The sequence below is a fragment of the Paenibacillus sp. J22P277 genome, from assembly GCF_059383675.1.
In genome coordinates this window covers 589,322-613,862 of the sequence record NZ_JBXENS010000001.1, presented here as the reverse complement: position 1 = coordinate 613,862, position 24,541 = coordinate 589,322, and the positions used below count along the sequence as shown (strand labels likewise).

At 58.9% G+C, this 24,541-nt stretch carries 21 protein-coding genes; 19 read left to right on the top strand and 2 right to left on the bottom strand.

Translation table 11 applies throughout. The features are described 5' to 3' along the window. Positions 1–82 precede the first annotated feature (82 nt). Positions 83–1,276, top strand: a complete 1,194-nt coding sequence (locus tag AC50YL_RS03235) for a class I SAM-dependent methyltransferase (protein WP_494829249.1) — start codon at positions 83–85, stop codon at positions 1,274–1,276. 89 nt (positions 1,277–1,365) lie between these two features. On the opposite strand, the gene AC50YL_RS03230 is transcribed toward AC50YL_RS03235, so the two are convergent. Further along, positions 1,366–1,602 carry a DUF2626 domain-containing protein gene (locus AC50YL_RS03230; RefSeq protein ID WP_161740975.1) on the bottom strand — a complete coding sequence of 79 codons (237 nt, stop codon included), beginning with the start codon at positions 1,600–1,602 and terminating at the stop codon, positions 1,366–1,368. Between the two features lie 268 nt (positions 1,603–1,870). Here AC50YL_RS03230 and AC50YL_RS03225 point away from each other — a divergent pair, with 268 nt between their 5' ends. From AC50YL_RS03225 to AC50YL_RS03200, 6 genes are all read left to right on the top strand, one after another. Continuing rightward, positions 1,871–2,518, top strand: a complete 648-nt coding sequence (locus tag AC50YL_RS03225) for an RsfA family transcriptional regulator (RefSeq protein ID WP_494829248.1) — start codon at positions 1,871–1,873, stop codon at positions 2,516–2,518. Between the two features lie 130 nt (positions 2,519–2,648). Further along, a complete protein-coding gene (locus tag AC50YL_RS03220) occupies positions 2,649–3,593 on the top strand; it encodes a ketopantoate reductase family protein (protein ID WP_494829246.1) in 945 nt (314 codons plus the stop codon). 34 nt (positions 3,594–3,627) lie between these two features. Then, entirely contained in the window at positions 3,628–4,023 is a 396-nt protein-coding gene (locus AC50YL_RS03215) for a DUF3397 domain-containing protein (RefSeq protein WP_494829245.1), read from the top strand. Between the two features lie 133 nt (positions 4,024–4,156). Beyond that, positions 4,157–5,788 carry a bacillithiol biosynthesis cysteine-adding enzyme BshC gene (gene bshC, locus AC50YL_RS03210; protein WP_494829243.1) on the top strand — a complete coding sequence of 544 codons (1,632 nt, stop codon included), beginning with the start codon at positions 4,157–4,159 and terminating at the stop codon, positions 5,786–5,788. A 17-nt stretch (positions 5,789–5,805) separates the two neighbouring features. Further along, positions 5,806–7,074, top strand: a complete 1,269-nt coding sequence (locus AC50YL_RS03205) for an adenosylhomocysteinase (protein ID WP_494829241.1) — start codon at positions 5,806–5,808, stop codon at positions 7,072–7,074. A 243-nt stretch (positions 7,075–7,317) separates the two neighbouring features. After that, positions 7,318–8,445, top strand: coding sequence for a DUF4349 domain-containing protein (locus tag AC50YL_RS03200; protein ID WP_494829239.1), 1,128 nt, complete (start codon positions 7,318–7,320; stop codon positions 8,443–8,445). An 80-nt stretch (positions 8,446–8,525) separates the two neighbouring features. On the opposite strand, the gene AC50YL_RS03195 is transcribed toward AC50YL_RS03200, so the two are convergent. Continuing rightward, positions 8,526–8,813: a hypothetical protein gene (locus AC50YL_RS03195; protein WP_494829237.1), complete on the bottom strand. Its 288-nt coding sequence runs from the start codon at positions 8,811–8,813 to the stop codon at positions 8,526–8,528. A gap of 289 nt (positions 8,814–9,102) precedes the next feature. On the opposite strand from AC50YL_RS03195, the gene mraZ reads away from it, so the two are divergent. The 12 genes from mraZ to murB all read left to right on the top strand — a co-directional run bounded on the left by mraZ (position 9,103) and on the right by murB (position 24,537). Beyond that, a complete protein-coding gene (mraZ, locus tag AC50YL_RS03190; RefSeq protein ID WP_494829235.1) occupies positions 9,103–9,540 on the top strand; it encodes a division/cell wall cluster transcriptional repressor MraZ in 438 nt (145 codons plus the stop codon). 60 nt (positions 9,541–9,600) lie between these two features. Further along, positions 9,601–10,536, top strand: a complete 936-nt coding sequence (gene rsmH, locus AC50YL_RS03185) for a 16S rRNA (cytosine(1402)-N(4))-methyltransferase RsmH (RefSeq protein WP_161740957.1) — start codon at positions 9,601–9,603, stop codon at positions 10,534–10,536. A gap of 69 nt (positions 10,537–10,605) precedes the next feature. Further along, on the top strand, positions 10,606–11,037 hold the full coding sequence (ftsL, locus tag AC50YL_RS03180) for a cell division protein FtsL (protein WP_494829233.1): 432 nt from the start codon (positions 10,606–10,608) through the stop codon (positions 11,035–11,037). 9 nt (positions 11,038–11,046) lie between these two features. After that, positions 11,047–13,281 (top strand): penicillin-binding transpeptidase domain-containing protein, encoded by a 2,235-nt coding sequence (locus AC50YL_RS03175; protein ID WP_494829231.1) that lies wholly within the window; start codon positions 11,047–11,049, stop codon positions 13,279–13,281. Positions 13,282–13,421: 140 nt separating this feature from the next. After that, the gene (locus AC50YL_RS03170) at positions 13,422–15,362 is read left to right on the top strand and encodes a stage V sporulation protein D (RefSeq protein ID WP_494829229.1); all 1,941 of its coding nucleotides are present in this window, start codon (positions 13,422–13,424) and stop codon (positions 15,360–15,362) included. Positions 15,363–15,471: 109 nt separating this feature from the next. Beyond that, positions 15,472–16,965, top strand: a complete 1,494-nt coding sequence (locus tag AC50YL_RS03165) for a UDP-N-acetylmuramoyl-L-alanyl-D-glutamate--2,6-diaminopimelate ligase (protein WP_494829227.1) — start codon at positions 15,472–15,474, stop codon at positions 16,963–16,965. Next, positions 16,962–18,368 carry a UDP-N-acetylmuramoyl-tripeptide--D-alanyl-D-alanine ligase gene (locus AC50YL_RS03160; RefSeq protein WP_494829226.1) on the top strand — a complete coding sequence of 469 codons (1,407 nt, stop codon included), beginning with the start codon at positions 16,962–16,964 and terminating at the stop codon, positions 18,366–18,368. Before AC50YL_RS03165 ends, AC50YL_RS03160 begins: the two co-directional genes overlap by 4 nt. Before the next feature lie 9 nt (positions 18,369–18,377). After that, positions 18,378–19,334, top strand: coding sequence for a phospho-N-acetylmuramoyl-pentapeptide-transferase (gene mraY / locus AC50YL_RS03155; protein ID WP_494829224.1), 957 nt, complete (start codon positions 18,378–18,380; stop codon positions 19,332–19,334). 399 nt (positions 19,335–19,733) lie between these two features. Beyond that, entirely contained in the window at positions 19,734–21,170 is a 1,437-nt protein-coding gene (murD, locus tag AC50YL_RS03150) for a UDP-N-acetylmuramoyl-L-alanine--D-glutamate ligase (protein ID WP_494829222.1), read from the top strand. Between the two features lie 44 nt (positions 21,171–21,214). Next, positions 21,215–22,312: a stage V sporulation protein E gene (spoVE, locus tag AC50YL_RS03145; RefSeq protein WP_494829220.1), complete on the top strand. Its 1,098-nt coding sequence runs from the start codon at positions 21,215–21,217 to the stop codon at positions 22,310–22,312. Positions 22,313–22,321: 9 nt separating this feature from the next. Next, on the top strand, positions 22,322–23,428 hold the full coding sequence (gene murG / locus AC50YL_RS03140) for an undecaprenyldiphospho-muramoylpentapeptide beta-N-acetylglucosaminyltransferase (protein ID WP_494829219.1): 1,107 nt from the start codon (positions 22,322–22,324) through the stop codon (positions 23,426–23,428). A gap of 203 nt (positions 23,429–23,631) precedes the next feature. Further along, complete coding sequence (gene murB / locus AC50YL_RS03135) at positions 23,632–24,537, top strand: UDP-N-acetylmuramate dehydrogenase (RefSeq protein WP_494829217.1); 906 nt, start codon at positions 23,632–23,634, stop codon at positions 24,535–24,537. Positions 24,538–24,541: the final 4 nt, after the last annotated feature.

Here is a 24,541-nt window from a genome sequence, read left to right as displayed (position 1 = left end):
GCATGCACTACTATATGCGTAGAATGGTTCTATTATATCCGGTACCGGTAATTTTGTCCTTGGGGTGGAGGGGCTGAATCAAGTGAATCGCACAAGTAGGTTGGAAGCGGCTATTCGGGATGAGATCGCCGTCAGCGAAAGGCGAGGCTGGGTGACGGTACCGCCGGCGTCGGACGGAGGAGACGCGCTGCCGGCGATGACGTTCCGCGATTATATGGCCAGGTGCTTATACGACGAACGGGATGGCTATTATCGGTCCGGGGCCGTTCGCGTCGGCAAGTCGGGCGATTTCTATACGAGCTCCGGGATCGGGACGGTGATGGCCGACAAGCTTGCCGGCTATTTGGCCGCTTTGGCCGTCAGCCAGCCCCGGCCGGTAACGATCGCGGAGTGGGGAGCGGGAACCGGGGCTTTGTCTCGGCAGATGCTGTCATCTTGGGGGCAAACGGAGAATGCATCCTCCTGGCTTGTTGAAGCGTCATACCTTCTCGTGGACGGCAACCCCGTTCATTTGGACGAGGCACGGAGCCGTTTCGGGGGTTGGAAGCGGGAAGGAACGCCCCGTCTTGCTTTCATGACGCCTGAAGAGGCGGAGGAAACGCTGATGCGAGACGCTGCGTATGGCCGATTCACGATGATCGCCGCCAATGAATTGTTGGATGCGTTTCCGGTTCATCGCGTCGTCCGCGTTGCCGGAAGACTGTGGGAGCTTGGCGTGGCGGCAGCCGCCGAATCGAACGTCGCGGGAGAATCGTTCCGCTATGCCTATATGCCGCTGTCCGACGAGCGGATCGAAGCCGTATTGCGGCGGGACGGTATCGCGCTCCGCGAAGGGCAGGTCTTCGAAGTGAACCTGGAGGCGGAACAATGGATCGCGAGGATGGCCGGGAAGATCCGGCAGGGCTGCATGGTGCTGATCGACTACGGCCACGAAGTCGGCGAGCTGGCGGCTCCCCACCGGATGCGCGGCACGCTGCTATGTTATAAGGACCACGTCGCGAGAGACGAGCCGTTCGCGGATCCCGGCGGCCAGGACATGACCGCGCACGTTAATTTCACAGCTTGCATGGCAGCCGCTGGCGCGGCGGGATGGGAGATTGGTTATTACGGCACGCAGAAGCAGTTTCTCGTCGACCAAGGCGTGCTGGATGACTTGACCGCGCACGACGGCATGAATCCGTTCGGCCCCGAAGCAAGGCGCAACCGCGCCATACGCCAGCTGCTGCTGAGCGACGGCATGAGCGAGACGTTCAAGGTGCTCGTGCTCCGCAAATAACGAACGCATTCGAAAAAAGGCTGTTCCGGAGAGCTTGTCTCCCTGGAACAGCCTTTTGGCTATTTTTTGAAAGTGGAAGGGCCGTATATTTAGAATGGGTTCCCCATTACAAATACCGTCCAATACGTGAAGCCGATGAACGAGATAAACATATATCCCCAGAACATCAGCATGTATGTTCTTTCGGAAAAGTTCAAATAGCCTAACAGGACAAACACAGCGGTCTGGATAAAGAACAAGAGCGCCATCTCGTTCATGTGACCTGCAAAAGCCATCAAAGCGATTACAAGCGTCCAAAACCCGAGCACCCGGAACATGCGTGCCATGATTTCTCCCCCTCTCGTCAGTCTCGACCCGATTTCTATTGCCCATTATAACGTTTCAGGTAACGACTGTAAACTGTTTCAGTCGTGACGAATTGGCAAACTTTTCGCCTAAACTCCACGCTTTAGTACAAGTTTGCATCAATTTATGAAAAAACATGTATGAGCCTAAAAAAAAATGGATATACAAATTAGTATCCGATAGATTCTATGAACTCTACCAAGGGCATAGAGATAAAGTAAGCGCCTAATGTTGGGAGGTTTTGGTTGCATGACAGCAGTGAGACAAGATGCCTGGAGCCCGGATGACGATCTTATTCTGGCCGAGGTCACGCTGCGGCACATTCGCGAAGGCAGCACGCAGCTAGCCGCTTTCGAAGAAGTGGGCGAGCGGATCGGCCGGACTTCGGCCGCATGCGGATTTCGCTGGAACAGCTGCGTTCGCAAGCGCTACGAAGATGCCATTCAAATCGCGAAACAGCAGCGTCAGAAACGGAATTATATGAAAAAGCAAACGTACGCCGCGACGCCTCACGTGTCTTCCATTCACGTACTGGACAACGAGGAACGCGCATACAAGAACGATCCGCTGACGGACGAATCGCTTTCGGTCGATGCCGTCATCCGGTTTCTGCGCCAGTGGAAAGGCACGTATCAGGAGCTTAACCGCCAAATCAAAACGCTGGAGCGGGATTTGCGCGAGAAAGACGACGAGCTTCATGCGCTGCGCGAGCTGAACGAGCGATTGTCGCTCGAAGTGAACAACGCGCAGACCGACTATCGCGCGGTGAACGACGATTATAAGACGCTCATTCAAATCATGGATCGTGCCCGCCGTCTTACCGTTTTGACGGAGGAAGACGAGGCGAAGCCGAGATTCAAGATGGACGCGAACGGAAACTTAGAACGAATCGAATAACCGGCGTGCCGCGATAGCCGCGGCAGCACCTTAAAATCTCTCCGAACCTGTTGCAGGCGCGGCGGGATTTTTTAGTTTGTTTCTGGTACGATTGCCGTATGCATCCAGCAAGAGAATCGAGGTGTGGCGCGTGAATATCATCATCGTGGGCGCCGGCGCGCTTGGTCTGCTATACGCGGCCAGGCTGTCGCGGGCCGGGGAAGCGGTCGTCCTGCTCACCAGAACGGACAGGCAGGCGGAGGCATTAGTCGCCGAAGGGCTCCTATATAAGGAAACGACAGGGGAAGAAACGAGAATCGAGGTGTCCGCTCGGTCCGTAAGCGATTATCTCGCATCCGGCAGGCAAGTCGCTTTTGCCGCGGATTGGGTGATGCTGGCGGTGAAGCAGCCGAGCGTGGACGACGAGCTGCTCGGCGAGCTGCGGCGCTTGACGGCCGGAGGCGTGCCTTTGCTTGCGCTGCAGAACGGCATCGGGCATATGGAGCTGCTTTCGGAAGCGCTGCCGGACTCGCCTTTGTTCGCGGCGATTACGACAGAAGGCGCGCTGCGAACGGACCTGCGCGCCGTGATTCGTACCGGGAGCGGCAGGTTGACGTTCGGCAGCTGGACGAATACCGACAAAAACGGTGCCGAACCTCAAAAAATGTTGCTTCGCGCGTTGAACGGTGCAGGAATCGATGCCCATATGTCGAAAGAAATCAAAGATCAAGTTTTGCTAAAATTATTGTTGAATGCGGTCATCAATCCGCTTACGGCTATTTTTCAAGTCAAAAACGGCGAGCTGCCTCGGGACCCTTACAGGTTGATGCTGATGCGGACGCTTCATGAGGAAAGCGAAGGAATCCTGCGCGCGGCGGGACTTGCCTCGATGGAGGACCATTGGGAGCGGCTGCTCGGCGTATGCGCGGCTACCGCGCAGAACGAGTCGTCCATGCTGCGTGACGTGCGCGCCGGACGGGACACGGAGATTAACTGGATAAACGGCGGCATCGTCGCGTACGCCAAGCGGCTAGGCATGCCGTCGCGGATGAACGATGCCATGGTTGCGCTGGTCGAGGCGCTCCGCGCTTCTTAATCGCTTTGGAGGACTTTGGAGGAGGAAAACCGGGATGCAGTGGATTTGGGAAAGCATCAAGCATGTTTATGCCATCTTGGCTGTTCTTCCCGTCGTTCCTTTCGTGCTCGTCTATTTCGGCTACGGGGCCGTAAGCGGCGACCGCAAGAAGGCGTTCCGCTTGGCCATGGACGTCACGACGGCCCTGCTGGTCGGCTGCGTCGCGGTGCTGTTCAACGACGTGTTCAACAGCCGTTTCGGGCTGTACGGCATTCTGCTCATCCTTCTGCTCGGCGGCGGCCTGCTCGGGAATGTCCAGTACCGGACGAAGGGGAACATCAACATGTCCCGCATCATGCGCGCCATCTGGCGGCTCGGCTTTTTTTTAATGAGTTTCTGCTACGTGATCCTGATGTGCATCGGGATCGGAAAAAGCCTGTTCGCGGCTTGATCGCCAATTCGCACCCTCCGCCGAAGGAGGGTGTTTTATTTTGACGGTTACCGAAACAATGTGTACAATGAATGAGAAAAAATCGCACTCCATATCAGCTTGTAAACCGAAGCAAAGAAGGTAGAGACTGTTGATGAGAACAGAATCGGTCCAGCTGCCTTTCAGTCAGCCGATCGTCGAGGCTTACGTTCAGCGAACCCACCCCGGCGTGGAAGCGCTGTTCGGCAGTCATCCCGCAGAGGAATCGCATTGGCACCGTCGTTTGAATTGGCTGAAAGCCCAAGCAGGCAAACGCGTAGCACCTGAACGTCTGGCGGAAGTATTGCAGGCGTATAATAAACGGTTGAATGATTATCCTGCCGTCATGGCGAATATCGAAGCCATTCGGTCGGGTTCCCCGGTCGTCGTGACCGGCCAGCAGGCCGGACTGTGGACGGGACCTTTGCTTGTCATACATAAAGCCGTCACCGCGATATCGGCGGCGAAGGACGCTTCGCGGCTTGCGGGCACGGCGGTCGTGCCCGTATTCTGGATCGCCGGCGAGGATCACGATTGGGACGAGGCGAATCACGCCTATGTCCGGAGCGGCGAAACGGCGCTGACCCGCCTCGCGATCCCCCGTCCGAAAGGCGGACGCACGTCGGTCAGCCGCACGAAGGTGGCCCAGGCGGCCATGGCGGACGCGCTGGAGCGGCTTGGCGCGGCGTTGCCCGACACGGAGTTCAAGCGCGATCTGCTGGAGGCGCTTGCGGGCTTTGCGTCGGACTGCGACGATCTGTCCGCTTGGTTCGCCGCCGCGATGGGCTGGCTGTTCGGGAAGCACGGCCTCGTGCTGCTGGATTCCGACGATGCCGGCATCCGGTCGCTGGAAGCGCCGATGTTCGCCGAGATGATCCGGCGCAACGACGAGCTGGAAGCCGCTTACCTGCGGTCGGCCGCCTCGCTGGGCGAACTCGGTTATTCGCCGACGGCGGACGTGGCCGAGACCTGCGCGAATTTGTTCCTGTTCGAAGCGGGCGAACGGATGCTGCTCTTCAAGGGAGACGAAGGCTTCCGCAACCGCAAGGAAACGTTCCGAATGTCCCGCGAAGAGCTGCTGCGCATCGCGGAGCAAGAGCCGCAGCGGCTGAGCAACAACGTGCTTACCCGCCCGATCATGCAGGATTACTTGCTGCCCGTGCTTGGCGCCGTACTGGGACCGGGAGAGATCGCCTATTGGACGCTGACGGGCGAAGCATTCCGCAGCCTTGGCATGGAGATGCCGCTAATACTGCCCCGGATGTCGTACACGATCGTGGACCGGACGACCGAGAAGCATATGGCGAAGTACGGCTTGGCGTACCGGGATATCGTCGACCGTTACGAAGCGCACAGGGCCGCATGGTTGAAGGAGCGGGATGAACTCGACATCGAGGCGCGCTTCGAAGCGGCCCGGTCGCAGTTCGCGGAACTGTACGGCCCGGTCATGGGCATGTCCGCTTCCATCGAGAAAGGGCTCGGGGATCTCGCGGCCGACAATCTGCGCCGGATTCAGGAACAGATCGGTTACCTGGAGAAGCGGACGAAGGAGGCGCATGCCAGAAGGTTCGATTCCGCGCTCCGGCAGCAGGACGGGATCGCGCTTGCGCTTTGGCCGGACAACAAGCCGCAGGAACGGGTGCTGAACATGACGGATTTCTGGAACCGCAGCGGTTCCGCCTGGCTGGAGAAACTGCTGGATGCGCCGTACGAGCGGGCAGGCGGCCATCACTTGATTTATTTATAAACGAAGGGACGTTGACCATGACTGTGAATGCGAAGCAAGACAGCATCGTGCGCGATATGGCGCTGGCGCCGGACGGACATCTGAAGATCGATTGGGTGGCCGCGCATATGCCGGTCCTGAACCGGATTCGGGAGCAGTTCGAGCAAGAGCAGCCGTTCAAAGGGCTGAAGGTGGCGATTTCCCTCCACCTGGAAGCGAAAACCGCCTATCTGGCCAAGGTCGTGCAGGCCGGCGGCGCGGAAGTGACGATTACGGGCAGCAATCCGTTGTCCACGCAGGATGATGTCTGCGCGGCGCTCGTGGAAGACGGCATCACCGTGTTCGCGAAGTACAACCCGGAGCCGAAAGAATACAAGGAATTATTGATTAAAGCACTCGAAACGAAGCCGGATCTCATCATCGACGACGGCGGCGATCTCGTGACCATCCTCCATGCGGAGCGTCCGGAGCTGATGGCCAACATCCGCGGCGGCGCCGAGGAAACGACAACCGGCATCCTGCGCCTCAAAGCGATGGAGAAGGACGGCTCGCTCAGCTTCCCGATGGTGGCCGTGAACGACGCGTACTGCAAATATTTGTTCGACAACCGCTACGGCACGGGCCAGTCCGTCTGGGACGGCATCAACCGCACGACGAACCTCGTCGTCGCCGGCAAAACCGTCGTCGTCGTCGGCTACGGCTGGTGCGGCAAAGGCGTGGCGATGCGCGCGAAGGGGCTGGGCGCCCAGGTCATCGTGACCGAGATCGACGCGATCCGCGCCGTCGAAGCGTACATGGACGGCTTTACCGTCCTGCCGATGAAGGAAGCCGCGAAGCTCGGGGATTTCTTCGTGACCGTGACCGGTAACCGCGACGTCATTCGCGGCGAGCATTACGAAGTGATGAAGAACGGCGCGATCCTGTCCAATGCCGGACATTTCGACGTAGAAGTGAACAAGCCGGAACTGGAAGCAATGTCCTCGAGCAAGCGCGTCGTGCGCCGTAACATCGAAGAATACAAGCTCAAGGACGGACGCAGCATCTATCTGCTGGCGGAAGGCCGTCTCGTGAACTTGGCGGCCGGCGACGGCCACCCGGCGGAGATCATGGATATGACGTTCGCGCTGCAGGCGATGTCGCTGAAATACGTGAACGACAACTATGCCGCCATCGGCAAGAAAGTCGTCAACGTGCCGTACGAGCTTGACGAGCAGGTCGCGCGCTACAAGCTGGAAGCGATCGGCACCGGCATCGACAAGCTCACGGACGAGCAAAAGTCGTACTTGGACAGCTGGCAGGAGCATTAAGCCGGCGTGTCCGAGAATGAAACAAGGAGCCCCTTCGACGAGAAGGCGGCTCCTTTTTGCGTCGCGGGGCAATGCGACCAACGTCGTCGCGCAATATTCCCGGCGTATGGCACCCTTGATGCGGTTATGCGCTCGCGCTTTCTAGCGGGGAACGCGAATTGGATTTTCGTCGCGCCATGCAACATTTGGAAGGTTTTCCTCGTTTGGGAAGTGCATCGATTACACAAAGACGGGGGTCGTGGCATGAAGAGAAAGCTGATGGTAACGGGTAGTCGTCGGAGAGGCAGCAAGTGGCTGTTCGCGTTGGCCGGCATACTGACGATGGCATGGATGCTTGCGGGATGCTCGGCGGCGAACGGCAACGATGCGAGCAATAGCGGCGATTACGATCGGTTATCGGAGGCAGCGAGCACGGCGGATTCCGCGCGAAGCAATAGTGCCGCGAGCGACGCGAAGAATTCGACGGCAGACGGCGCGACGGCGGCTGACAAGCCTGCCACGGCAACGGAAAGTTCCGCCGGATCGGGTGCCGAGTCGTCGATAGGCGGCGGTAACGAGAGCGGTGGCGCCGGGGAGATCGACCGGAAGATCGTCTATCGCGGCAATGTCACGATGGAAGTGGAAGCGTACGATGCCGCCCAGACGGCGCTGCGCGACCTCATCCATCTATCCGGGGGCTATCTGCTCAAGTTCGCGGATCAGAAAACGTCGACGGAGAAAGGCGGCACCTTCACGATCAAAGTACCGGCGGCTGGCTTCGACGGTTTCTTGAGCGGAATCGAGAAAATCAAGCATCTCAGCTATCAAAGCAGCGCGCAGGGAACGGACGTGACCGAAGAATACGTGGATCTGGGGGCCAGATTGAAGGCCCGGCAGGTCGTCGAAGCCAGGCTGCTCGACTTCATGGCGAAAGCGACGAAGACGGCGGATCTGCTGCAAATCTCGCAACAGCTCGGGGATGTGCAGACGGAAATCGAACAGATCAAAGGGAGAATTCGCTATTTGGACGCCAATGTCGCCTTCTCGACGATCGATCTTCGCATGTACGAGGTGATGGAAGCGGCGGCAGCGGCGGGCAAAGGGAAACCCGGGTTCGGGGGACGGATCTCGGAGGCGGTCAAAGGCAGCACGGAAGTCATGTACGCATTCCTTCAGGGATTGGTCGTCTTCGTCGCCGGGGCCGTTCCGGTGCTGGCGGTGTTGGCCGTGATCGGTATTCCGCTTTATGCGATCTATCGCAGAAGCAGCGGCAACAGGAGGAAACGGACGGCAGCCGGCGTTCGTCCGACGGAACCCGCCGCAACGGATGAAGGGCTGACGAGCGTCGAGGATGACCCTGCGGTCGCCGCAAAGGAGGATGTCGACAAATAAGGCAGCCTATGACAGATAAACGCTGACATCGCTGCCGAGGTTGGCCGAAGCAAAGGCGGTTCGGGCGAAGAGCTGATTTCCTAGTCGTTGACGACTTCGGGAATCGGCTCTTTGTCGTTGCCGTCGGCGAATCGGCCGCGGGCCCGCTTCATGGCGCAGGAGATTGAGGCCGATTTGGCGAGGCTGCGGCGTTCCTCGGTTCCGGCATCCGCGAATCGCGGATTGACGGACAGCGAGAGCAGAGCCAGCTTGCTCGCCTCGGCGGCATCGCGCTCGTTGCCGAGCAGGTAATGGGCGACTTGATAACAATAATGCTCGACGCTGCGAAGCAGGGTGATTGTATCGTGCAAGGCGGTAGTGCCGGTCATGGGCAGGCCCCCTATGGAGAAATCAATGTTATGCCGGACCCGGGGATCCGGGCATTCGGAACGGACGTCCGTCAATCGGCGCGGGACTGCGCTTGCGCGTATCCGACTCCAAGTTTACACGAACGGCAAGGGGAAAAAGTTTCAAATTCGTAACAAATTAATCCCATAAATTATTTTAGGAAAAAATGGGCCAAGAGCAGGAATTACTTTCCCGGTGGCGAATACTTGATCCTTAGTGGTGGAAAGTGGAGCCAAGTGGAGGATTTAGGGGGGAGGGTGGAGCGGTCGAATGTTCATGGGCGAATTTCAGCACAACATCGATGACAAAGGCCGCATCATTATCCCCGTTAAATTCCGCGAGCAGCTTGGCGACCATTTTGTCGTCACCCGAGGACTGGATAACTGTTTGTTCGTTTACTCCGTCAGCGAGTGGAGCCAGCTTGAACAGAAGCTGAAGTCGCTGCCGATGATGAAGTCGGACGCGCGGGCGTTCTCGCGGTTCTTCTTCTCCGGCGCCACGGAATGCGAGCTGGATAAACAGGGAAGGGTAAACTTGCCGAATACGCTGTGCGACTATGCCAAGCTGGAACGGGATTGCATCGTGCTTGGCGTTTCGAACCGGGTGGAAATTTGGAGCAAACCGATCTGGGAGAGCTACTTCAAGCAGTCCGAGGAAACGTTCAACGAAATTGCCGAGAAGCTTGTGGATTTCGATTTTAATTTTTAGCCGGGCCTTTACGATCTCGATCGTGGGAGCCGGCGACCTTAGAGCCGGGAGGATAACATCATGTTTCAACATATAACGGTGCTCAAGGAAGAAGCGGTGGACGGACTCGCCATTAAACCGGACGGCATATACGTGGATTGCACCTTGGGAGGAGCCGGTCACAGCGAGCTTATCGCTTCGCGTCTTGGACCGGGCGGACGACTCATCGCCCTGGATCAGGACGATTGGGCGCTCGACAATGCCAAAGTCAGATTGGCGGCCTACATGGACCGGGTGACGCTCGTCAAGAGCAACTTCCGGTACCTGGCCAAAGTGCTGAAGGAATTGAACCTCGACGGCGTAGACGGCGTCTTGTTCGACCTTGGCGTCTCGAGCCCGCAGCTCGACGAGGGAGAACGCGGCTTCAGCTACAATCACGATGCGCCGCTCGACATGCGGATGGATCAAGACGGCATGCTGACCGCCGACGATATCGTCAACACCTGGGAAGAACGTGAAATTTCCCGCATCATTACGAATTACGGCGAAGAGAAATTCGCCAGATCGATCGCCCGCAAGATTATCGCGGCCAGGGAGAAGGCGCCGATCGCGACGACCGGCGAGCTGGTCGAAGTCATCAAGACCGCCATTCCGGCCGCGGCGAGGCGAACGGGTCCCCACCCCGCGAAGCGAACGTTTCAAGCACTGCGCATCGCGGTGAACGACGAGCTTGGCGCCGAGGAAGCGGGGCTGGAGCAAACGGTCGACGTGTTGAACCCGGGCGGACGCGCGTCCGTCATTACGTTTCATTCCTTGGAAGACCGGATTTGCAAGCAATTATTCGCGAAATTTGTTGGAAAATGTACCTGTCCGCCGGATTTTCCGATGTGCGTCTGCGGCGGGGGCGACGGAAAGCTGAAGCTGGTGACCCGCAAGCCGATCGTGCCGAGCGAGGCGGAGCTGGAGCAGAACCCGAGAGCGCGTTCGGCCAAGCTCCGCGTAGCTGAGAAACTGTAATCGACCATCGTCTAGCACAGATGACCACATAGAAGATTGAAAGAAGCACATGGAGAGAGAGGAACGTCAATGGCCTATGTAAATGGAAATCTCGCCCTTCAGCCGAAGCGAAAGCCCGAGCAGAAGCCTTCCTTCCGCGAGACGAAGAAAGTCGTCATCAAACGCAAGCCGATACCCGTGCAGGAGAAGCTGCTGTATCTCTTCACGATCCTCGCCTGCGTCCTCGTGGCGGGCGCCATTATTTTCCGGTATGCGCAAATCTACCAGATGGAGAAAGAGATCGCGACGCTGACGACCAACCAGGCGAAGCTGGAAGAGCAAATCGCCCATTTGACGTCCCAAAAAGAAGTGGCGAACGATCCTGCGACGATTAAGTCGAAAGCGGAGACCATGTTAGGGATGAACTTGCCGGAAGAAAAAGAAGACGATCCGATCGAGGTTAACGTGCCGACCAAGTCGCCGGCCGCGAATAGCGAGTCTTCTCTTGCGAACAAGGATTAGGGTGAGACGATGACGAAACGAATAAAACTGCGCACGCTGCTTGTCGGAGGGGTTATTTCCCTCCTTTTTGTTTTCCTCGTCGGTCGAATCTACTGGGTGCAGGTCGTCAAGGCGGATTTCTGGACAGAGAAGGCTAAGGAAGTATGGTCGCGGTCGGAGAAGCTCATCCCCGCGCGCGGTACGATTACGGATCGCAACGGCAATGTACTCGCCATGGACGTGACTGCGTATACCGTTGCCCTTAACCCTAGCATCATCCATACCTTGAAACTGAGCGACGAGATCGTCAACAAGCTTAGTTCGGTGCTAGGCATATCTAAGGACAAAGTTCGAGACGTCGCCGAAGCGAAGCAGGCGAACGGCAAGTATTACATGCAGCGCGAGCTTCATGACGGCGGCTGGAAGATCGATAAAGAGGTTGCGGACCGGATCATCAAGTTCCGCGAGCAGTTAATCGAGCAGACCGACGAGAAAGACGTTGGCATCTATCTGATCGACGAGAAGAAACGGTTCTATCCGAAAGGCTCGCTTGCGTCGCACGTACTCGGGTACGAGGACAAGGAAGGGAACGCGAAGCTGGGACTGGAATCTGCGCTGGACAGCCAACTGCGGGGAACCGAGGGAAGCATCAAATACGAGCGCGACGGCAACGGCGTGATACTCGATAACGGATCCGTGGACATGACGCCGGCGGTCGACGGCAAGAACGTCAAGCTGACCATCGACGACAACATCCAGAATTATATCGAAGACGCAATCAAAGAGGCGTACTACAAATATCAACCGCAGAGCATTACCGCGATCGCCGCCGATCCGCAGACGATGGAAATTCTCGGCATGGCGAACATGCCCAATTTCAATCCGAACTCCTATTGGACGTCGCCGCAGGCGAATTTCTACGATCATTCCATCAAGTCGACGTATGAACCCGGCTCAACGTTCAAGATCGTCACGCTTGCAGGCGCGGTGCAGGAAGGGATATTCGATCCGAATGTGATGTACAAGTCCGGTTCGATTAAAGTTCCGGGGGCTACCATCCACGACGTAAAACAAAATTGGGGAACAATCTCGTTTCTGGATGGCTTGAAGCGATCCAGTAACGTTGCGTTCGTCAAACTCGGCTACGAGGGATTGAAGTCGGACAAATTGTTGAGTTACATTGAAAACTTCGGCTTCGGGAAAAAAACGGGCATCGAGCTCGGCGGAGAGGTGGCAGGATTGGTCAATCCGGTTTATCCGGCCGATTTTGCAACGGCCGCCTTCGGCCAAGGGGTGTCCGTGACGCCAATCCAGCAGGTGGCCGCCGTAGCGGCGGTCGCCAACGGAGGCAAGCTTCTTGTTCCGCATCTCGTGAAGGAGATCGACGATCCCGTAAAGAAGACGTCCGTCGTGACGAAACCGCAAGTCGTCCGTCAGGTCGTGACCGAGAACACCGCCAACCAGGTGGATGAATATCTGGAACAAGTCGTATCCGACCAGCAGATCGGGTCAGGCAAAAACGCCTATATCCAGGGCTACCGGGTTGCCGGCAAGACGGGGACGGCACAGAAGGTAATCGACGGCAAATACGCGGAGGACAAATACGTGCTGTCGTTCATCGGCTTCGCGCCTGTCGGCAATCCGAAAGTCGTGCTGTACATCGTCATGGACGCCCCGAACGACCGGTTGCTTTCGGGAGGGGGGGCGGTTGCGCCGATCTTCAAGCAGATCATGCTGCAAAGCCTGAAGCATATGGGGGTTCAGCCGATCATCACCAAAGACGACGCGGCTGTTAACGCGGCCACCGAGCAGACGGTAGCCGTTCCCGACGTAACGAAGCTGACGTTGACGCAGGCGAAGAAGAGCCTCACGGACAAGAAGCTGGCTTTCACGGTCGTCGGAAACGGCGGCACGATACTCAAGCAGATTCCGAAAGCGGGGACAACCATTGGTCCGGATCAGAATATCTTCCTGCTTACGCAGGATCAGAGCAAACTGACGACGCCGAACATGAAGGGCATGTCGCTGCGCGACGCGATGCAGATCTGCGCGAATCTCGGCGTCAAATGCCTGGCCAGCGGCGGCGGCTTCGTCAAATCGCAGACGAAGGCGAAGCTGAACGGCCAAGACGTGCTCCAGTTGAACCTGGCGCCGCCGGACAAAGAGATGCTTAAGCCGTCGGACGCCGATGGCTCGAGCGACGGAACGCAGACCGCCTTAGACGGCGGAAAAGGCAAGGGAACCGGAAGCAAGGACAGTGGTTAAGATGAACGGCACGGAACGGCGATAGCCGATTCTTCTCGGGGGATAGCTTGTTCTATCCCCTTTTCTGTTCGAATAGGCTTGGAATAGGAGACGGTTGGACGAACGTTCCCGTTTTACGAGCCTTTTCGGAGGGATGACAGGTGAAGGTTTCCAACGTAACGATCAGGCGCCGATTGTTCGCGGCGCTTCTCATTGGCGTTCTTGCTTTCGGGCTTTTGGCCGGCAGGCTGGGGTACGTGCAGCTGTGGAAGGGCGAAGAACTCGCGGCCAAAGCCGAGGACAGCTGGCGAAGGGAAATTCCATTTGCTGCCAAGCGCGGCGAGATCATGGACCGAAACGGCAGCCTGCTTGCGTATAATATTAGTTCGCCGACCATTATGGCGATCCCCGCCCAAGTGAAGGATGCGCGCGATGCGGCGGCCAAGCTTTCCGCCGTGCTCGGCATGACGGAAGATTCGATTTTCACGACGATTACGAAGAAGCAGCTGATCGTGTACATCAAGCCCGGCGGCCGCAAGATCACGACGGACAAGGCGCAGCAGATCAAGGATCTCAATCTGCCCGGCATCGTCGTCGCGGAGGACAACAAGCGGTATTATCCGCTCGGCAGCTTCGCTTCGCACGTGCTCGGGTTTACCGGCATCGACAATCAAGGCTTAACGGGCATCGAGGCGAAATACGATGCGCTGCTTCAGGGAATTAATGGGAACGTCTCGTTCCTCTCCGATGCCAAGGGCGATCTCATGCCGGGTTCGTCCGATACGTATTCGGCGCCGAAGGACGGGCTCAATTTGGAGCTGACGCTGGACAAACAGATTCAGACGATCATGGAGCGCGAGCTGGATCAGGCGATGGTCAAGCTGAAGCCGGACGACGCGATCGCGATCGCGATGGATCCCAATACCGGCGAAATCTTGGGCATGGCCAGCCGTCCGACGTACGAACCCGACAAGTACAAGGAAGTCGACCAGCAGATTTACAACCGCAACCTGCCGATTTGGATGACATACGAGCCGGGGTCGACGTTCAAGATCATCACGCTGGCCGCCGCGCTGGAGGAAGGCAAGGTCAACCTGACGACGGATCATTTCTTCGATCCCGGCGCGGTGGAGATCGGCGGCGCGCGGCTGCGCTGCTGGAAGAAAGGCGGCCACGGCAGCCAAACCTTCCTCGAGGTCGTGCAAAATTCCTGCAATCCCGGCTTCGTCGCGCTCGGCAACCGGCTTGGCAAAGACAAGCTTTTCGAGTATATTAAAAACTTCGGCTTCGGCAAGAAAACGGGCATCGATCTCGGCGGCGAAGAGAACGGCATCATGTTCAAAATGAGCCAGGTCGGCCCGGTCGAATTGGCCACGACGTCATTCGGCCAAGGGGTGTCCGTGACGCCGATCCAGCAAATCGCGGCGGTTTCGGCCGCGATCAACGGAGGCACGCTCTACAAGCCTCACGTCGCGAAGAAATGGATCAACCCGGATACCGGAGAAACGGTCAGCACGGTAGAGCCCGAGGCGGTACGCAAGGTAATATCCGATAAAACGAGCGAGCAAGTGCGCGGCGCGCTGGAAAGCGTCGTCGCCAAAGGAACCGGACGCAACGCATTTATCGACGGTTACCGGGTAGGCGGCAAGACGGGTACCGCGCAGAAGGTCGTCAACGGGCGCTATTCGCCCAACGAGCACATCGTGTCGTTCGTCGGCTTCGCGCCGGCGGACAATCCGAAGATCGTCGTGTACGTGGCCGTCGACAACCCGCAGGGCATTCAGTTCGGGGGCGTCGTCGCCGCGCCGATCGTGCACAACATCCTGGCGGACGCGCTGCCTTACATGGGCGTGCAGCCGAGCTCGAAACAGATCAACAAGGATTACAAATACGGCGAGACGCCGATCGTCACGGTCCCGAATCTCGTCGGCAAAACGGTATCAGATATCTATGAAGATCTCAACATGAACTTCAACCTGACCTCCGCGGGCAGCGGCGATACCGTCATCCGTCAGTCGCCGGCCGCGGGAACGCGCGTCGACAGAGGGTCAACCATCCGCATATATTTAACGAAAGACGATGATGAAAGCGAAAATCCCTGACTATAATGAGTAGTGAGAGTAACGATAGTTGGCGTAGGCTGCGCAGGATGCCTGCCGCCGCTTCGGCGGCTCGCACAGCCTGATCTGCTCATGGGAGGGGACCAAAGCGATGCGGGTGGAACAATTGGCCTCACTGCTACTGACGGCTGTCCTTGTCGGAGAAGGGGAAACGGAACTCGCCGGAATCGAGATCGATTCGCGGAAAGCCGGGACGGGGGACGCTTTCATCTGCCTGCGCGGCCATAAGGTCGACGGGCATGATTTCGCCGCCCAGGCCGTGGCGAACGGAGCCGCGGCGGTCGTCGCGGAACGGCTGCTCGAACTGCCGGCCTCGATTCCGCAAATCATCGTCAAGGACAGCCGGCACGCAATGGCCGTCATAGCGGATTATTACTACGGGCAACCCAGCCGCCGGTTGAAGCTGATCGGCGTGACGGGGACGAACGGCAAGACGACGACGACGTATTTGATCGAACGGATCCTGCGGGACGCCGGCCATTCGCCGGGCGTCATCGGCACCGTGGAGATGCGTTACGGCGGGGGCTCGCATCCGATGTCGGGAACGACGCCGGAGGCGCTGGAGCTGCAGCGCGCCCTGCATGCGATGGCGGAGTCCGGCACGGACTATTGCGTGATGGAAGTGTCGTCGCACGCGTTGGAGCAGGGCAGGGTGAAGGGCTGTCGGTACCGGACGGCGATTTTCACGAATTTGACCCAGGATCATCTGGATTATCACCAGACGATGGAGCGCTACGCGGCGGCCAAAGGCTTGTTCTTTAGCCGGCTTGGCAACGAATTCGCCGCCTCGCCGGAGGACCGCCTGTTCGCGGTGCTGAACGCGGACGACCCCGCATCGCCCGGCTACGCCGACGCGACGGCCGCGGAGGTCGTCACCTACGGGATCGAGCGCGATTCGGACGTGCGGGCATCGAAGATCCGCATCACGGCGCACGGAACGGCATTTCGCGTCGAGACGTTCGCGGGCGCCGCGGACATCACGCTTCGGATGGCCGGCAAGTACAACGTGTACAATGCGCTTGGCGCGATTTGCGCCGCGTTGATCGAAGGCATTCCGCTCCGGCAAATCAAAGCCAGCCTTGAAGCGCTCCCGGGCGTGCCGGGACGGGTGGAAGCGGTGAACGCGGGCCAACCGTTCGCGGTCATCGTCGATTACGCGCATACGCCTGACGGGTTGGAGAACGTGCTGAAAGCGGTCAAAGAATTCGCCGCCGGCCGGGTCATCTGCGTCTTCGGCTGCGGAGGCGACCGCGACCGCACGAAGCGTCCGCTGATGGGGAGCATTTCGGCGCGTTACGCCGATTACAGCTTCGTCACTTCCGATAATCCGCGCACGGAGGATCCGCTTCGGATCCTTGCCGACGTGGAGGCGGGACTGCTGCGGGACGAAGTGCCCCTGGACCGCTACGAGCTGCTTGCCGACCGCCGCGCCGCGATTCAAAAAGCGGTTGAAATGGCGAGCCGCGACGATGTAGTATTAATTGCGGGGAAGGGCCACGAGACCTACCAGGACATACGCGGCGTCAAATACGACTTTGACGACCGAGAGGTGGCCAAAGAATCGATAAGGAGTCTTTCATTGTGATCATACGACCATTAAACGCGATTGCCGCCCTTTGCGGCGGCGCGGTTTTGAACGATAACGGCGGCGTCGTCATCGGCGGCGTCTCCATCAATTCCAGAACGATGCGGCCCGGACAGCTGTTCGTTCCGATCTTGGGCGAACGCGTCGACGGCCATGATTTCGTCGCGGGCGCGTTGTCGGCGGGCGCGGGCGGGGCGCTATGGGACCGGAACAAAGCGGTGCCCGGCGCTTTGTCGGATGCGCCGCTGATCCTCGTGGAGGACACGGTTGCCGCGCTGCAGCGGCTTGCGGCGAATTACCGCGACGAGCTTGACCTGCGCGTCATCGGCGTGACGGGCAGCAACGGCAAGACGACGACCAAGGACATGGTCGCGGCCGTCTTGTCCGAGGCGTTCCGCGTACATAAGACGGAGGGCAACCTGAACAACCATCTCGGACTGCCGCTCACGGTGCTGGAGCTGGACGAAAGCTGCGACGCCGTCGTGCTGGAGATGGGCATGAGCGAGTTCGGCGAGATCGATTTTCTGACCCGGCTCGCCAAGCCGGACGTCGCGATCATCACGAACATCGGCGACTCGCACATGGAACAGCTCGGCTCGCGCGAGGGCATCGCGAAGGCGAAGCTGGAGATCGTCGCCGGCCTTCGGCCGGGCGGACTGCTGCTCGTGAACGGCGACGAGCCGCTGTTGCGCGAAGGGCTTCGATCGGCCAGGCTTCCTGAAGGGGGCGAGGTGCAGACCTTCGGATTGCAGGATGGAAGCAGCTGGGTAGCGGACAACGTCTCCGGAGACGCGCTGTCTTCCTTGTTCGACGTAAGAGGCGACGTCGAACTCGCGCGCGTCGCGCTTCCGGCCGCGGGCAGGCATAACGTCTCTAACGCGCTGGCGGCGATCGCCGCGGCGAAGAGACTGGGCGTGCCGGCTGCCGCGATCCGTCAAGGCTTCGAGCGCTTGAAGCTGACCGGCATGCGCATCGAGCCGGGCAAGGCGCATAACGGCGCCCTGGTGCTCAACGATGCGTACAACGCCAGCCCGACCTCGGTCCGGGCCGCAATCGATCTCGTGGCCGGCCTGACCGGTTTCAGGCGCAAATGGCTCGTGCTCGGCGATATGCTGGAGCTTGGGCCGCGGGAGAACGAGATGCACGGCGAGATCGGCGCTTATATCACGCCTCTGAAAGCGGATGCCGTTCTGACCTACGGCGCGCTGTCGCGGAACATCGCGGCTGAAGCCGCGAAGCACTTTGCATCGGACGGCGGAGAAGCGCAGATTCGCGCTTTTGACGATAAAGGACAGTTAACGGAATGGCTTCAGGCTCGGGTCGAGCCGGAGGATCTAGTACTCGTGAAAGGATCGCGCGGCATGCGCATGGAAGAAATCGTCCATGCGCTGCAGCGGACATAGAGGTGGATCATGGACGTTAAGGTCATTCTTCTGTCAATCGGCGCTTCCTTCATGCTTGCGGTCTTGTTCGGGCCGCTTTTCATCCCGCTGCTGAGGCGTCTCAAATTCGGCCAGCAGATCCGCACCGACGGCCCGCAGAGCCATCTGAAGAAAACGGGCACGCCGACCATGGGCGGCATCATCATTCTGCTCGCGGTGCTGCTGGCGTTCTTGAAATTCTCGGACAAGACGAATGAATTCTGGGTGCTGCTCATTGCCTGCCTGGGGTTCGGTCTGGTCGGTTTTCTCGACGATTACATTAAAATCGCGTTCAAGCGCTCGCTCGGCCTGACCGCGTTCCAGAAGCTGTTCGGCCAGCTGTTGTTCTCGGTGATGATCTGCGTGCTGCTGCATCAGATGCACCACAGCACGGTCATCGGCATCCCCGGCACGTCGGCGGAAATCGATTTCGGCTGGTTCTATTATCCGTTCGTGGTCGTGATGATGTTCGCCACGTCCAACGCCGTCAACTTCACGGACGGCGTGGACGGCTTGTTAGGCGGGACAGGCGCTGTCGCCTTCACGGCGTTCACGATCCTGGCGCTTCACGCGAGCGAGCATGAATCCGCGATTTTCTCCGCGACGATGATCGGCGCCCTGCTCGGCTTCCTGGTCTTCAATGCGCATCCGGCCAAAGTATTCATGGGCGACTCGGGCTCGCTCGGCATCGGCGGCGGCATGGCGGCGGTCGCGATTTTAACGAAAACGGAATTATTGCTCGTCGTCATCGGCGGCGTCTTCGTACTGGAAATGCTTTCGGTCATCCTGCAAGTCGGTTCGTTCAAGCTGAGAGGCAAGCGAATCTTCAAAATGAGCCCGATCCATCACCATTTCGAGCTTTCCGGCTGGGGCGAATGGAAAGTCGTCACGGTGTTCTGGACGGTCGGCATCGTGCTCGCGGCGATCGGCGTTTACTTGGGACGCTAAATAAAAATTATAGGTGATATTTAGATGTGCCCTGCGGTCAGTTTGGATTTCCAATCGCTGTCGTAGTTCAGCTACGCGAAACGAAGCAGCCCAACCATCTCTGTGACCCAAACGTTCTTAAGGACGAAGTCTCACAGGTAGCACAGGCGAGCCAAACGTAAAGTTGTCCCGTCAGGGACATCGTGCCTAACGCCGCACCAGGGCAGGAGCGCCTCTTAAGCTCCAACGTTCTGCCATCCGGGTGTCCAGAGGGTGGAACCCTCGGAATCCCCCTTTCCAAGAGGGACTTAGGGGATGGTCTAAAGGTATTAAGGAAGTATGAAACTAATAGTTTAATGGGAGTCCAGAGGGCAGCGCCCTTGGCATTCCTCTCCAAGAGGAACATAAAGGAGTGAACCTATGAAACACCCATCCTTGTACAAGGATCAACAGGTAATCGTATTGGGTCTTGCCAGAAGCGGGGTCAGCGTCGCGAAACTGTTCCATAAGCTTGGCGCGATCGTCACCGTCAACGATAGGAAAGAACGCCAATTATGCCCCGAAGCGGACGAGCTGGACGCTTTGGGTGTTTCTGTTCTATGCGGCGGTCATCCGGAGAATCTCGTGACGCCGGACACGGCGCTCGTGGTGAAGAACCCGGGCATCCCGTATACGTCGCCGCCGGTAAGGCAGGCGATCGAGCAGGGCATCGAGGTCGTAACGGAAGTCGAAGTCGCGTACCTGCTGTCGCCGGCTCCGATCATCGGCATCACCGGATCCAACGGCAAGACGACGACCACGACATGGATCGGCGAAATGATGGAGGCGGCCGGCTTGAAGTCGATGGTGGCCGGCAACATCGGCACGCCGCTCTGCGAAGCGGCACAAATCGCGGAGCCGGGTGACTGGATCGTCGCGGAGCTGAGCAGCTTTCAGTTGAAGGGCACAGCCGAATTCCGTCCGCGGATCGCGCTGCTGCTTAACGTCGCCGAGACGCATCTCGATTACCACGGCGACATGGAAGACTACATCGCATCCAAGGCGAAGCTGTTCGCCAACCAAACGAAAGACGATGTAGCGGTGCTGAACGCCGACGATCCCGTTTGTCGGGATCTGATGAATTCGGGTCAGCTGCAGGCGAGCATCATTCCGTTTGCCACGACGGAGGAGCTGACCTATGGCTTGTACGTCACGCCGCCATTCCCGCATTCACTTACGGAACCGGATGGCGAGATCGAGCGCCGGATCGTCTGGCGCGATCAAGAGAGCGGGGAACGCGACATCCTTGCTGTCGCGGAGCTGGGCATTCCCGGCCGCCATAATGTATCGGACGCGCTTGCCGCGATCGCCGTATGCCTCACGGCTGGCGCATCCGCGGGATCGCTCGTGGAACCGCTGCGCAGCTTCCGCGGCGTGGAGCATAGGCTTGAATACGTATGCGAGCGGAATGGCGTTGCTTACTATAACAATTCCAAGGCGACGAACTCCACGGCCACTGTCATCGCGCTGCATTCCTTCCCGCCCCGGATCGTGCTGATCGCCGGCGGACTCGACCGCGGCTCGGACTACATGGAGCTGCTGCCGCATTTCCGCGACCAGGTGAAAGCCGTCGTCGCGCTCGGCGAGACGCGCGGCAAGATCGCGCGCGTGGCGGAGCTGGCAGGTTTAACGGCGGTCAAACTCGTCGAACCTGAAGAGGACGCCGAGAGCACCCTCCGTCTTGCGGTTCGCGAAGCGGCCGCGTTTGCGGAACCTGGGGACATCGTCCTGCTGTCGCCCGCATGCGCAAGCTGGGATATGTTTGCATCCTATGAGACGCGGGGGAGCATTTTTAAGCAATCGGCGCATAACTTGTAAGTAGGGGGCTTGTCCCTACTTCAGCTCGCAAGAGGTGTTCGCGCATGGCCAAAGCCAGGTCCGCCCCGGATATGTGGATGATTATCTCGATCCTGCTCATTCTCGCCATCGGTCTCATCATGGTGTACAGCGCCAGTGCCGTATTGGCCTTTCATGACTACGGGGACAAATTTTATTACGTCAAGCGCCAGGTGCTGTTTGCCGCGCTCGGCATCGGGGCGATGATCGTCGCGATGAACGCGGACTACTGGATTTGGAAGAAGTGGGCCAAGTTCGGCCTGCTCGTTTGTTTCGGCATGCTGCTGATCGTGTTGATCCCCGGCGTCGGCGTCGTCCGCGGCGGCGCGCGCAGCTGGCTCGGCATCAGTTCCTTCGGCATCCAGCCGTCGGAGTTCATGAAGCTGGCGATGGTTATTTTCTTGGCCAAGCTGTTAGCCGAGAAGCAGCAGGCGGTCACGCAGTTCACGAAAGGGCTGCTGCCGCCGCTCGGCATTCTCGGCCTGGCATTCGGACTCATCATGCTTCAGCCGGATCTGGGCACGGGGGCTGTCATGATCGGCGCCTCGTTGCTCATCATATATACGGCGGGCGCGCGTATTCGCCATTTGGGTTCGCTCGCGCTCGTCGGCGTCGCCGGCTTGGTCGGTCTGATCTTGGCGGCGCCGTACAGGCTTCAGCGAATCACCGCGTTCCTGGATCCTTGGGCCGACCCGCTCGGCGCCGGCTATCAATCCATCCAGTCGCTGTACGCGATCGGTCCCGGCGGACTCGTCGGCCTCGGTCTCGGCATGAGCCGCCAGAAGTTCAATTACTTGCCGGAACCGCAGACGGATTTCATTTTTTCCATACTCTCGGAAGAACTCGGCTTTATCGGCGGAGCGGCAATCATTCTATTGTTCGGCATTCTCTTATGGCGCGGCATGCGGACCGCGATCGCGGCGCCGGATACGTTCGGAAGCCTGCTCGCGGTCGGCATCATCGGCATCGTGGCCGTGCAGGTCTTTATCAATATCGGCGTCGTTATCGGCATGCTTCCCGTAACGGGCATCACGCTGCCGCTCGTCAGCTACGGAGGTTCGTCGCTAACCCTGCTGCTGACCGCGCTTGGCATTTTGCTAAATATATCCCGTTATTCGAGGTGAGCTTCAATTATGCGTATCGTATTATCGGGCGGCGGAACCGGCGGCCATATCTATCCCGCGCTTGCGATCGGCAAGCAGGTGATGACGGAGGAGCCGGGTTCGGCCGTGCTCTACATCGGCTCCCCGAAAGGGCTCGAGAGCCGCATCGTCCCCGCTCAAGGCATCGCCTTCGAGCCCGTCGAAATCACCGGCTTCAAACGGAAGCTGTCTTACGATAATGTGCGAACGGTCATGCGGTTCCTGAAAGGCGTTCGCCGCTCCAAGCAGCTGCTGCGGGAATTCAAACCCGACGTGGTCGTGGGCACGGGCGGTTACGTCTGCGGCCCCGTCCTCTACGCGGCGGCGAAGCTCGGCATTCCCACGCTCATCCATGAGCAGAACGCCGTCGCGGGCTTGACCAATCAATTTCTATCCCGCTACGCGGACAGCGTCGCGGTAAGCTTCGAGACGGCGTTGACGCAATTCAAGCGGTCGCGAAGCACGTTATATACCGGCAATCCTTGCGCGACGAACGTCGTGCGTGCCGATAAGCAAGAAGGGTATGCCCTGCTCGGCATCCCGCCGCGCAGCCGGATCGTGTTGCTGGTCGGCGGAAGCCGAGGGGCGAAGGCCATAAACGACGTGATGGTGGACATGGTACCGCTGCTCGGGCGGCTGCCAGACGTCCATTTTGTGTTTGTAACCGGAGAAAGTTACTACGAGGGGACGATGAACCGCATCAAGGCCGCTTCGCCTAAGCTTCCGGCCCGCTTGCAGGTTCTGCCTTACCTGCACCGGATGCCGGAAGTGCTGGCCGCGTCGCAGCTGGTCGTCGGCAGATCCGGGGCTTCTTCCTTGGCGGAGATCACGGCGCTCGGCATTCCCTCGATTCTCGTTCCGTCTCCGAACGTGACGAACAACCATCAAGAGGCGAATGCCCGCAGCCTGGCGGATGCCGGCGCGGCGGAGATGATTCGCGAACGCGATTTGAACGCGGCGGCGCTGTTCGAGCGCATCGTCGGCATTATGAACGATAAGCACGTCCATGCGAAGATGGGCGAGGCGGCACGGGCGCTCGGGATGCCGGACTCGGCGGCGATGATCGTCGGCGAGCTGAAGCGGCTGACCGGGAAGTAAGCCGGTGCCTGTCAAATAGGCGATTGTCACACTCCTGTGCGGGAAGGCATAGTATACAGCATAATCGTGACCATCATCCTGAGGGCTTGAAACCCGGTTGGGAGCTGCGCTTGACGCATCTCGCAGCGCGGGAACGGGCCGCTCGGAAGAAGGGACGAACGCCTGGAGGTTTCAGTCGCTTGCAGCAGAAGGAGGTACGACAAATGGAGCAGTTTTTGGCGGATTTACGTGAAATCGACGCGGGCAGCGTCATGTATAACGAACCGCTGGCAGCATACACGACATGGAAGATCGGCGGGCCGGCGGACGTCCTGATCATTCCGGATACCCAAGACCAGCTGGTGTCGGTCGTCCGGTTGCTTCATCAGCACGGGCTGCGGTGGACCAATCTCGGACGCGGTTCCAACATGCTTGTCAGCGACAAGGGGATCCGGGGCGTCGTCATTCAGCCGGGCGAACGATTCGATTATGCGCGATTCGATGGCACGCTCGTTCATGCGGGAGCCGCATATTCCTTCATTAAGTTGTCGGTCATGGCCGGCAAGGAAGGATTGACGGGACTGGAATTCGCGGGGGGAATTCCGGGCTCGGTCGGCGGAGCCGTCTACATGAACGCAGGCGCCCACGGATCCGATGTGTCACGTATATTCAAATCAGCTGACATTGTGCTGGAAACAGGGGAATTGGTTCGCTTCGGGGCAGAGGAGATGGCGTTTTCCTATCGTCATTCCGTTCTCCACGAAAGTCCGGGCATCGTGACGGGCGCGGTATTCGAGCTGGAAGAGGGAGACCGGAAAGCGATCGCGGCGTCCATGGCCGCGCTCAAACAACGCAGGCTCCACACCCAGCCGCTTAAACTGCCGTCCGCGGGGAGCGTATTTCGAAATCCGCCGAACGATCATGCCGCAAGGCTGATTCAAGAAGCCGGGTTAAAGGGTATGCGACAAGGTGGCGCGGAAGTATCCGCGCAGCACGCCAATTTCATTGTCAACACCGGGCAAGCGACAGCTGAAGATGTCCTCACCCTGATAACGACCGTACGCAAGAACGTTCGGGAAAAATTCGGCATCGAGCTGGTGACGGAGGTACTGGTTGTGGGTGAGCGGTAATTCG

Excerpts from the sequence above, each read along its gene's own strand:
- mraZ (WP_494829235.1), top strand. The coding sequence starts at position 9,103 with ATGTTCATGGGCGAATTTCAGCACAACATCGATGACAAAGGCCGCATC.
- rsmH (WP_161740957.1), top strand. The coding sequence starts at position 9,601 with ATGTTTCAACATATAACGGTGCTCAAGGAAGAAGCGGTGGACGGACTC.
- AC50YL_RS03205 (WP_494829241.1), top strand. The coding sequence starts at position 5,806 with ATGACTGTGAATGCGAAGCAAGACAGCATCGTGCGCGATATGGCGCTG.
- murG (WP_494829219.1), top strand. The coding sequence starts at position 22,322 with ATGCGTATCGTATTATCGGGCGGCGGAACCGGCGGCCATATCTATCCC.
- AC50YL_RS03230 (WP_161740975.1), bottom strand. The coding sequence starts at position 1,602 with ATGGCACGCATGTTCCGGGTGCTCGGGTTTTGGACGCTTGTAATCGCT.
- AC50YL_RS03200 (WP_494829239.1), top strand. The coding sequence starts at position 7,318 with ATGAAGAGAAAGCTGATGGTAACGGGTAGTCGTCGGAGAGGCAGCAAG.
- AC50YL_RS03175 (WP_494829231.1), top strand. The coding sequence starts at position 11,047 with ATGACGAAACGAATAAAACTGCGCACGCTGCTTGTCGGAGGGGTTATT.
- murD (WP_494829222.1), top strand. The coding sequence starts at position 19,734 with ATGAAACACCCATCCTTGTACAAGGATCAACAGGTAATCGTATTGGGT.
- ftsL (WP_494829233.1), top strand. The coding sequence starts at position 10,606 with ATGGCCTATGTAAATGGAAATCTCGCCCTTCAGCCGAAGCGAAAGCCC.
- murB (WP_494829217.1), top strand. The coding sequence starts at position 23,632 with ATGGAGCAGTTTTTGGCGGATTTACGTGAAATCGACGCGGGCAGCGTC.
- mraY (WP_494829224.1), top strand. The coding sequence starts at position 18,378 with ATGGACGTTAAGGTCATTCTTCTGTCAATCGGCGCTTCCTTCATGCTT.
- AC50YL_RS03215 (WP_494829245.1), top strand. The coding sequence starts at position 3,628 with ATGCAGTGGATTTGGGAAAGCATCAAGCATGTTTATGCCATCTTGGCT.
- bshC (WP_494829243.1), top strand. The coding sequence starts at position 4,157 with ATGAGAACAGAATCGGTCCAGCTGCCTTTCAGTCAGCCGATCGTCGAG.
- AC50YL_RS03195 (WP_494829237.1), bottom strand. The coding sequence starts at position 8,813 with ATGACCGGCACTACCGCCTTGCACGATACAATCACCCTGCTTCGCAGC.
- AC50YL_RS03165 (WP_494829227.1), top strand. The coding sequence starts at position 15,472 with ATGCGGGTGGAACAATTGGCCTCACTGCTACTGACGGCTGTCCTTGTC.
- spoVE (WP_494829220.1), top strand. The coding sequence starts at position 21,215 with ATGGCCAAAGCCAGGTCCGCCCCGGATATGTGGATGATTATCTCGATC.
- AC50YL_RS03225 (WP_494829248.1), top strand. The coding sequence starts at position 1,871 with ATGACAGCAGTGAGACAAGATGCCTGGAGCCCGGATGACGATCTTATT.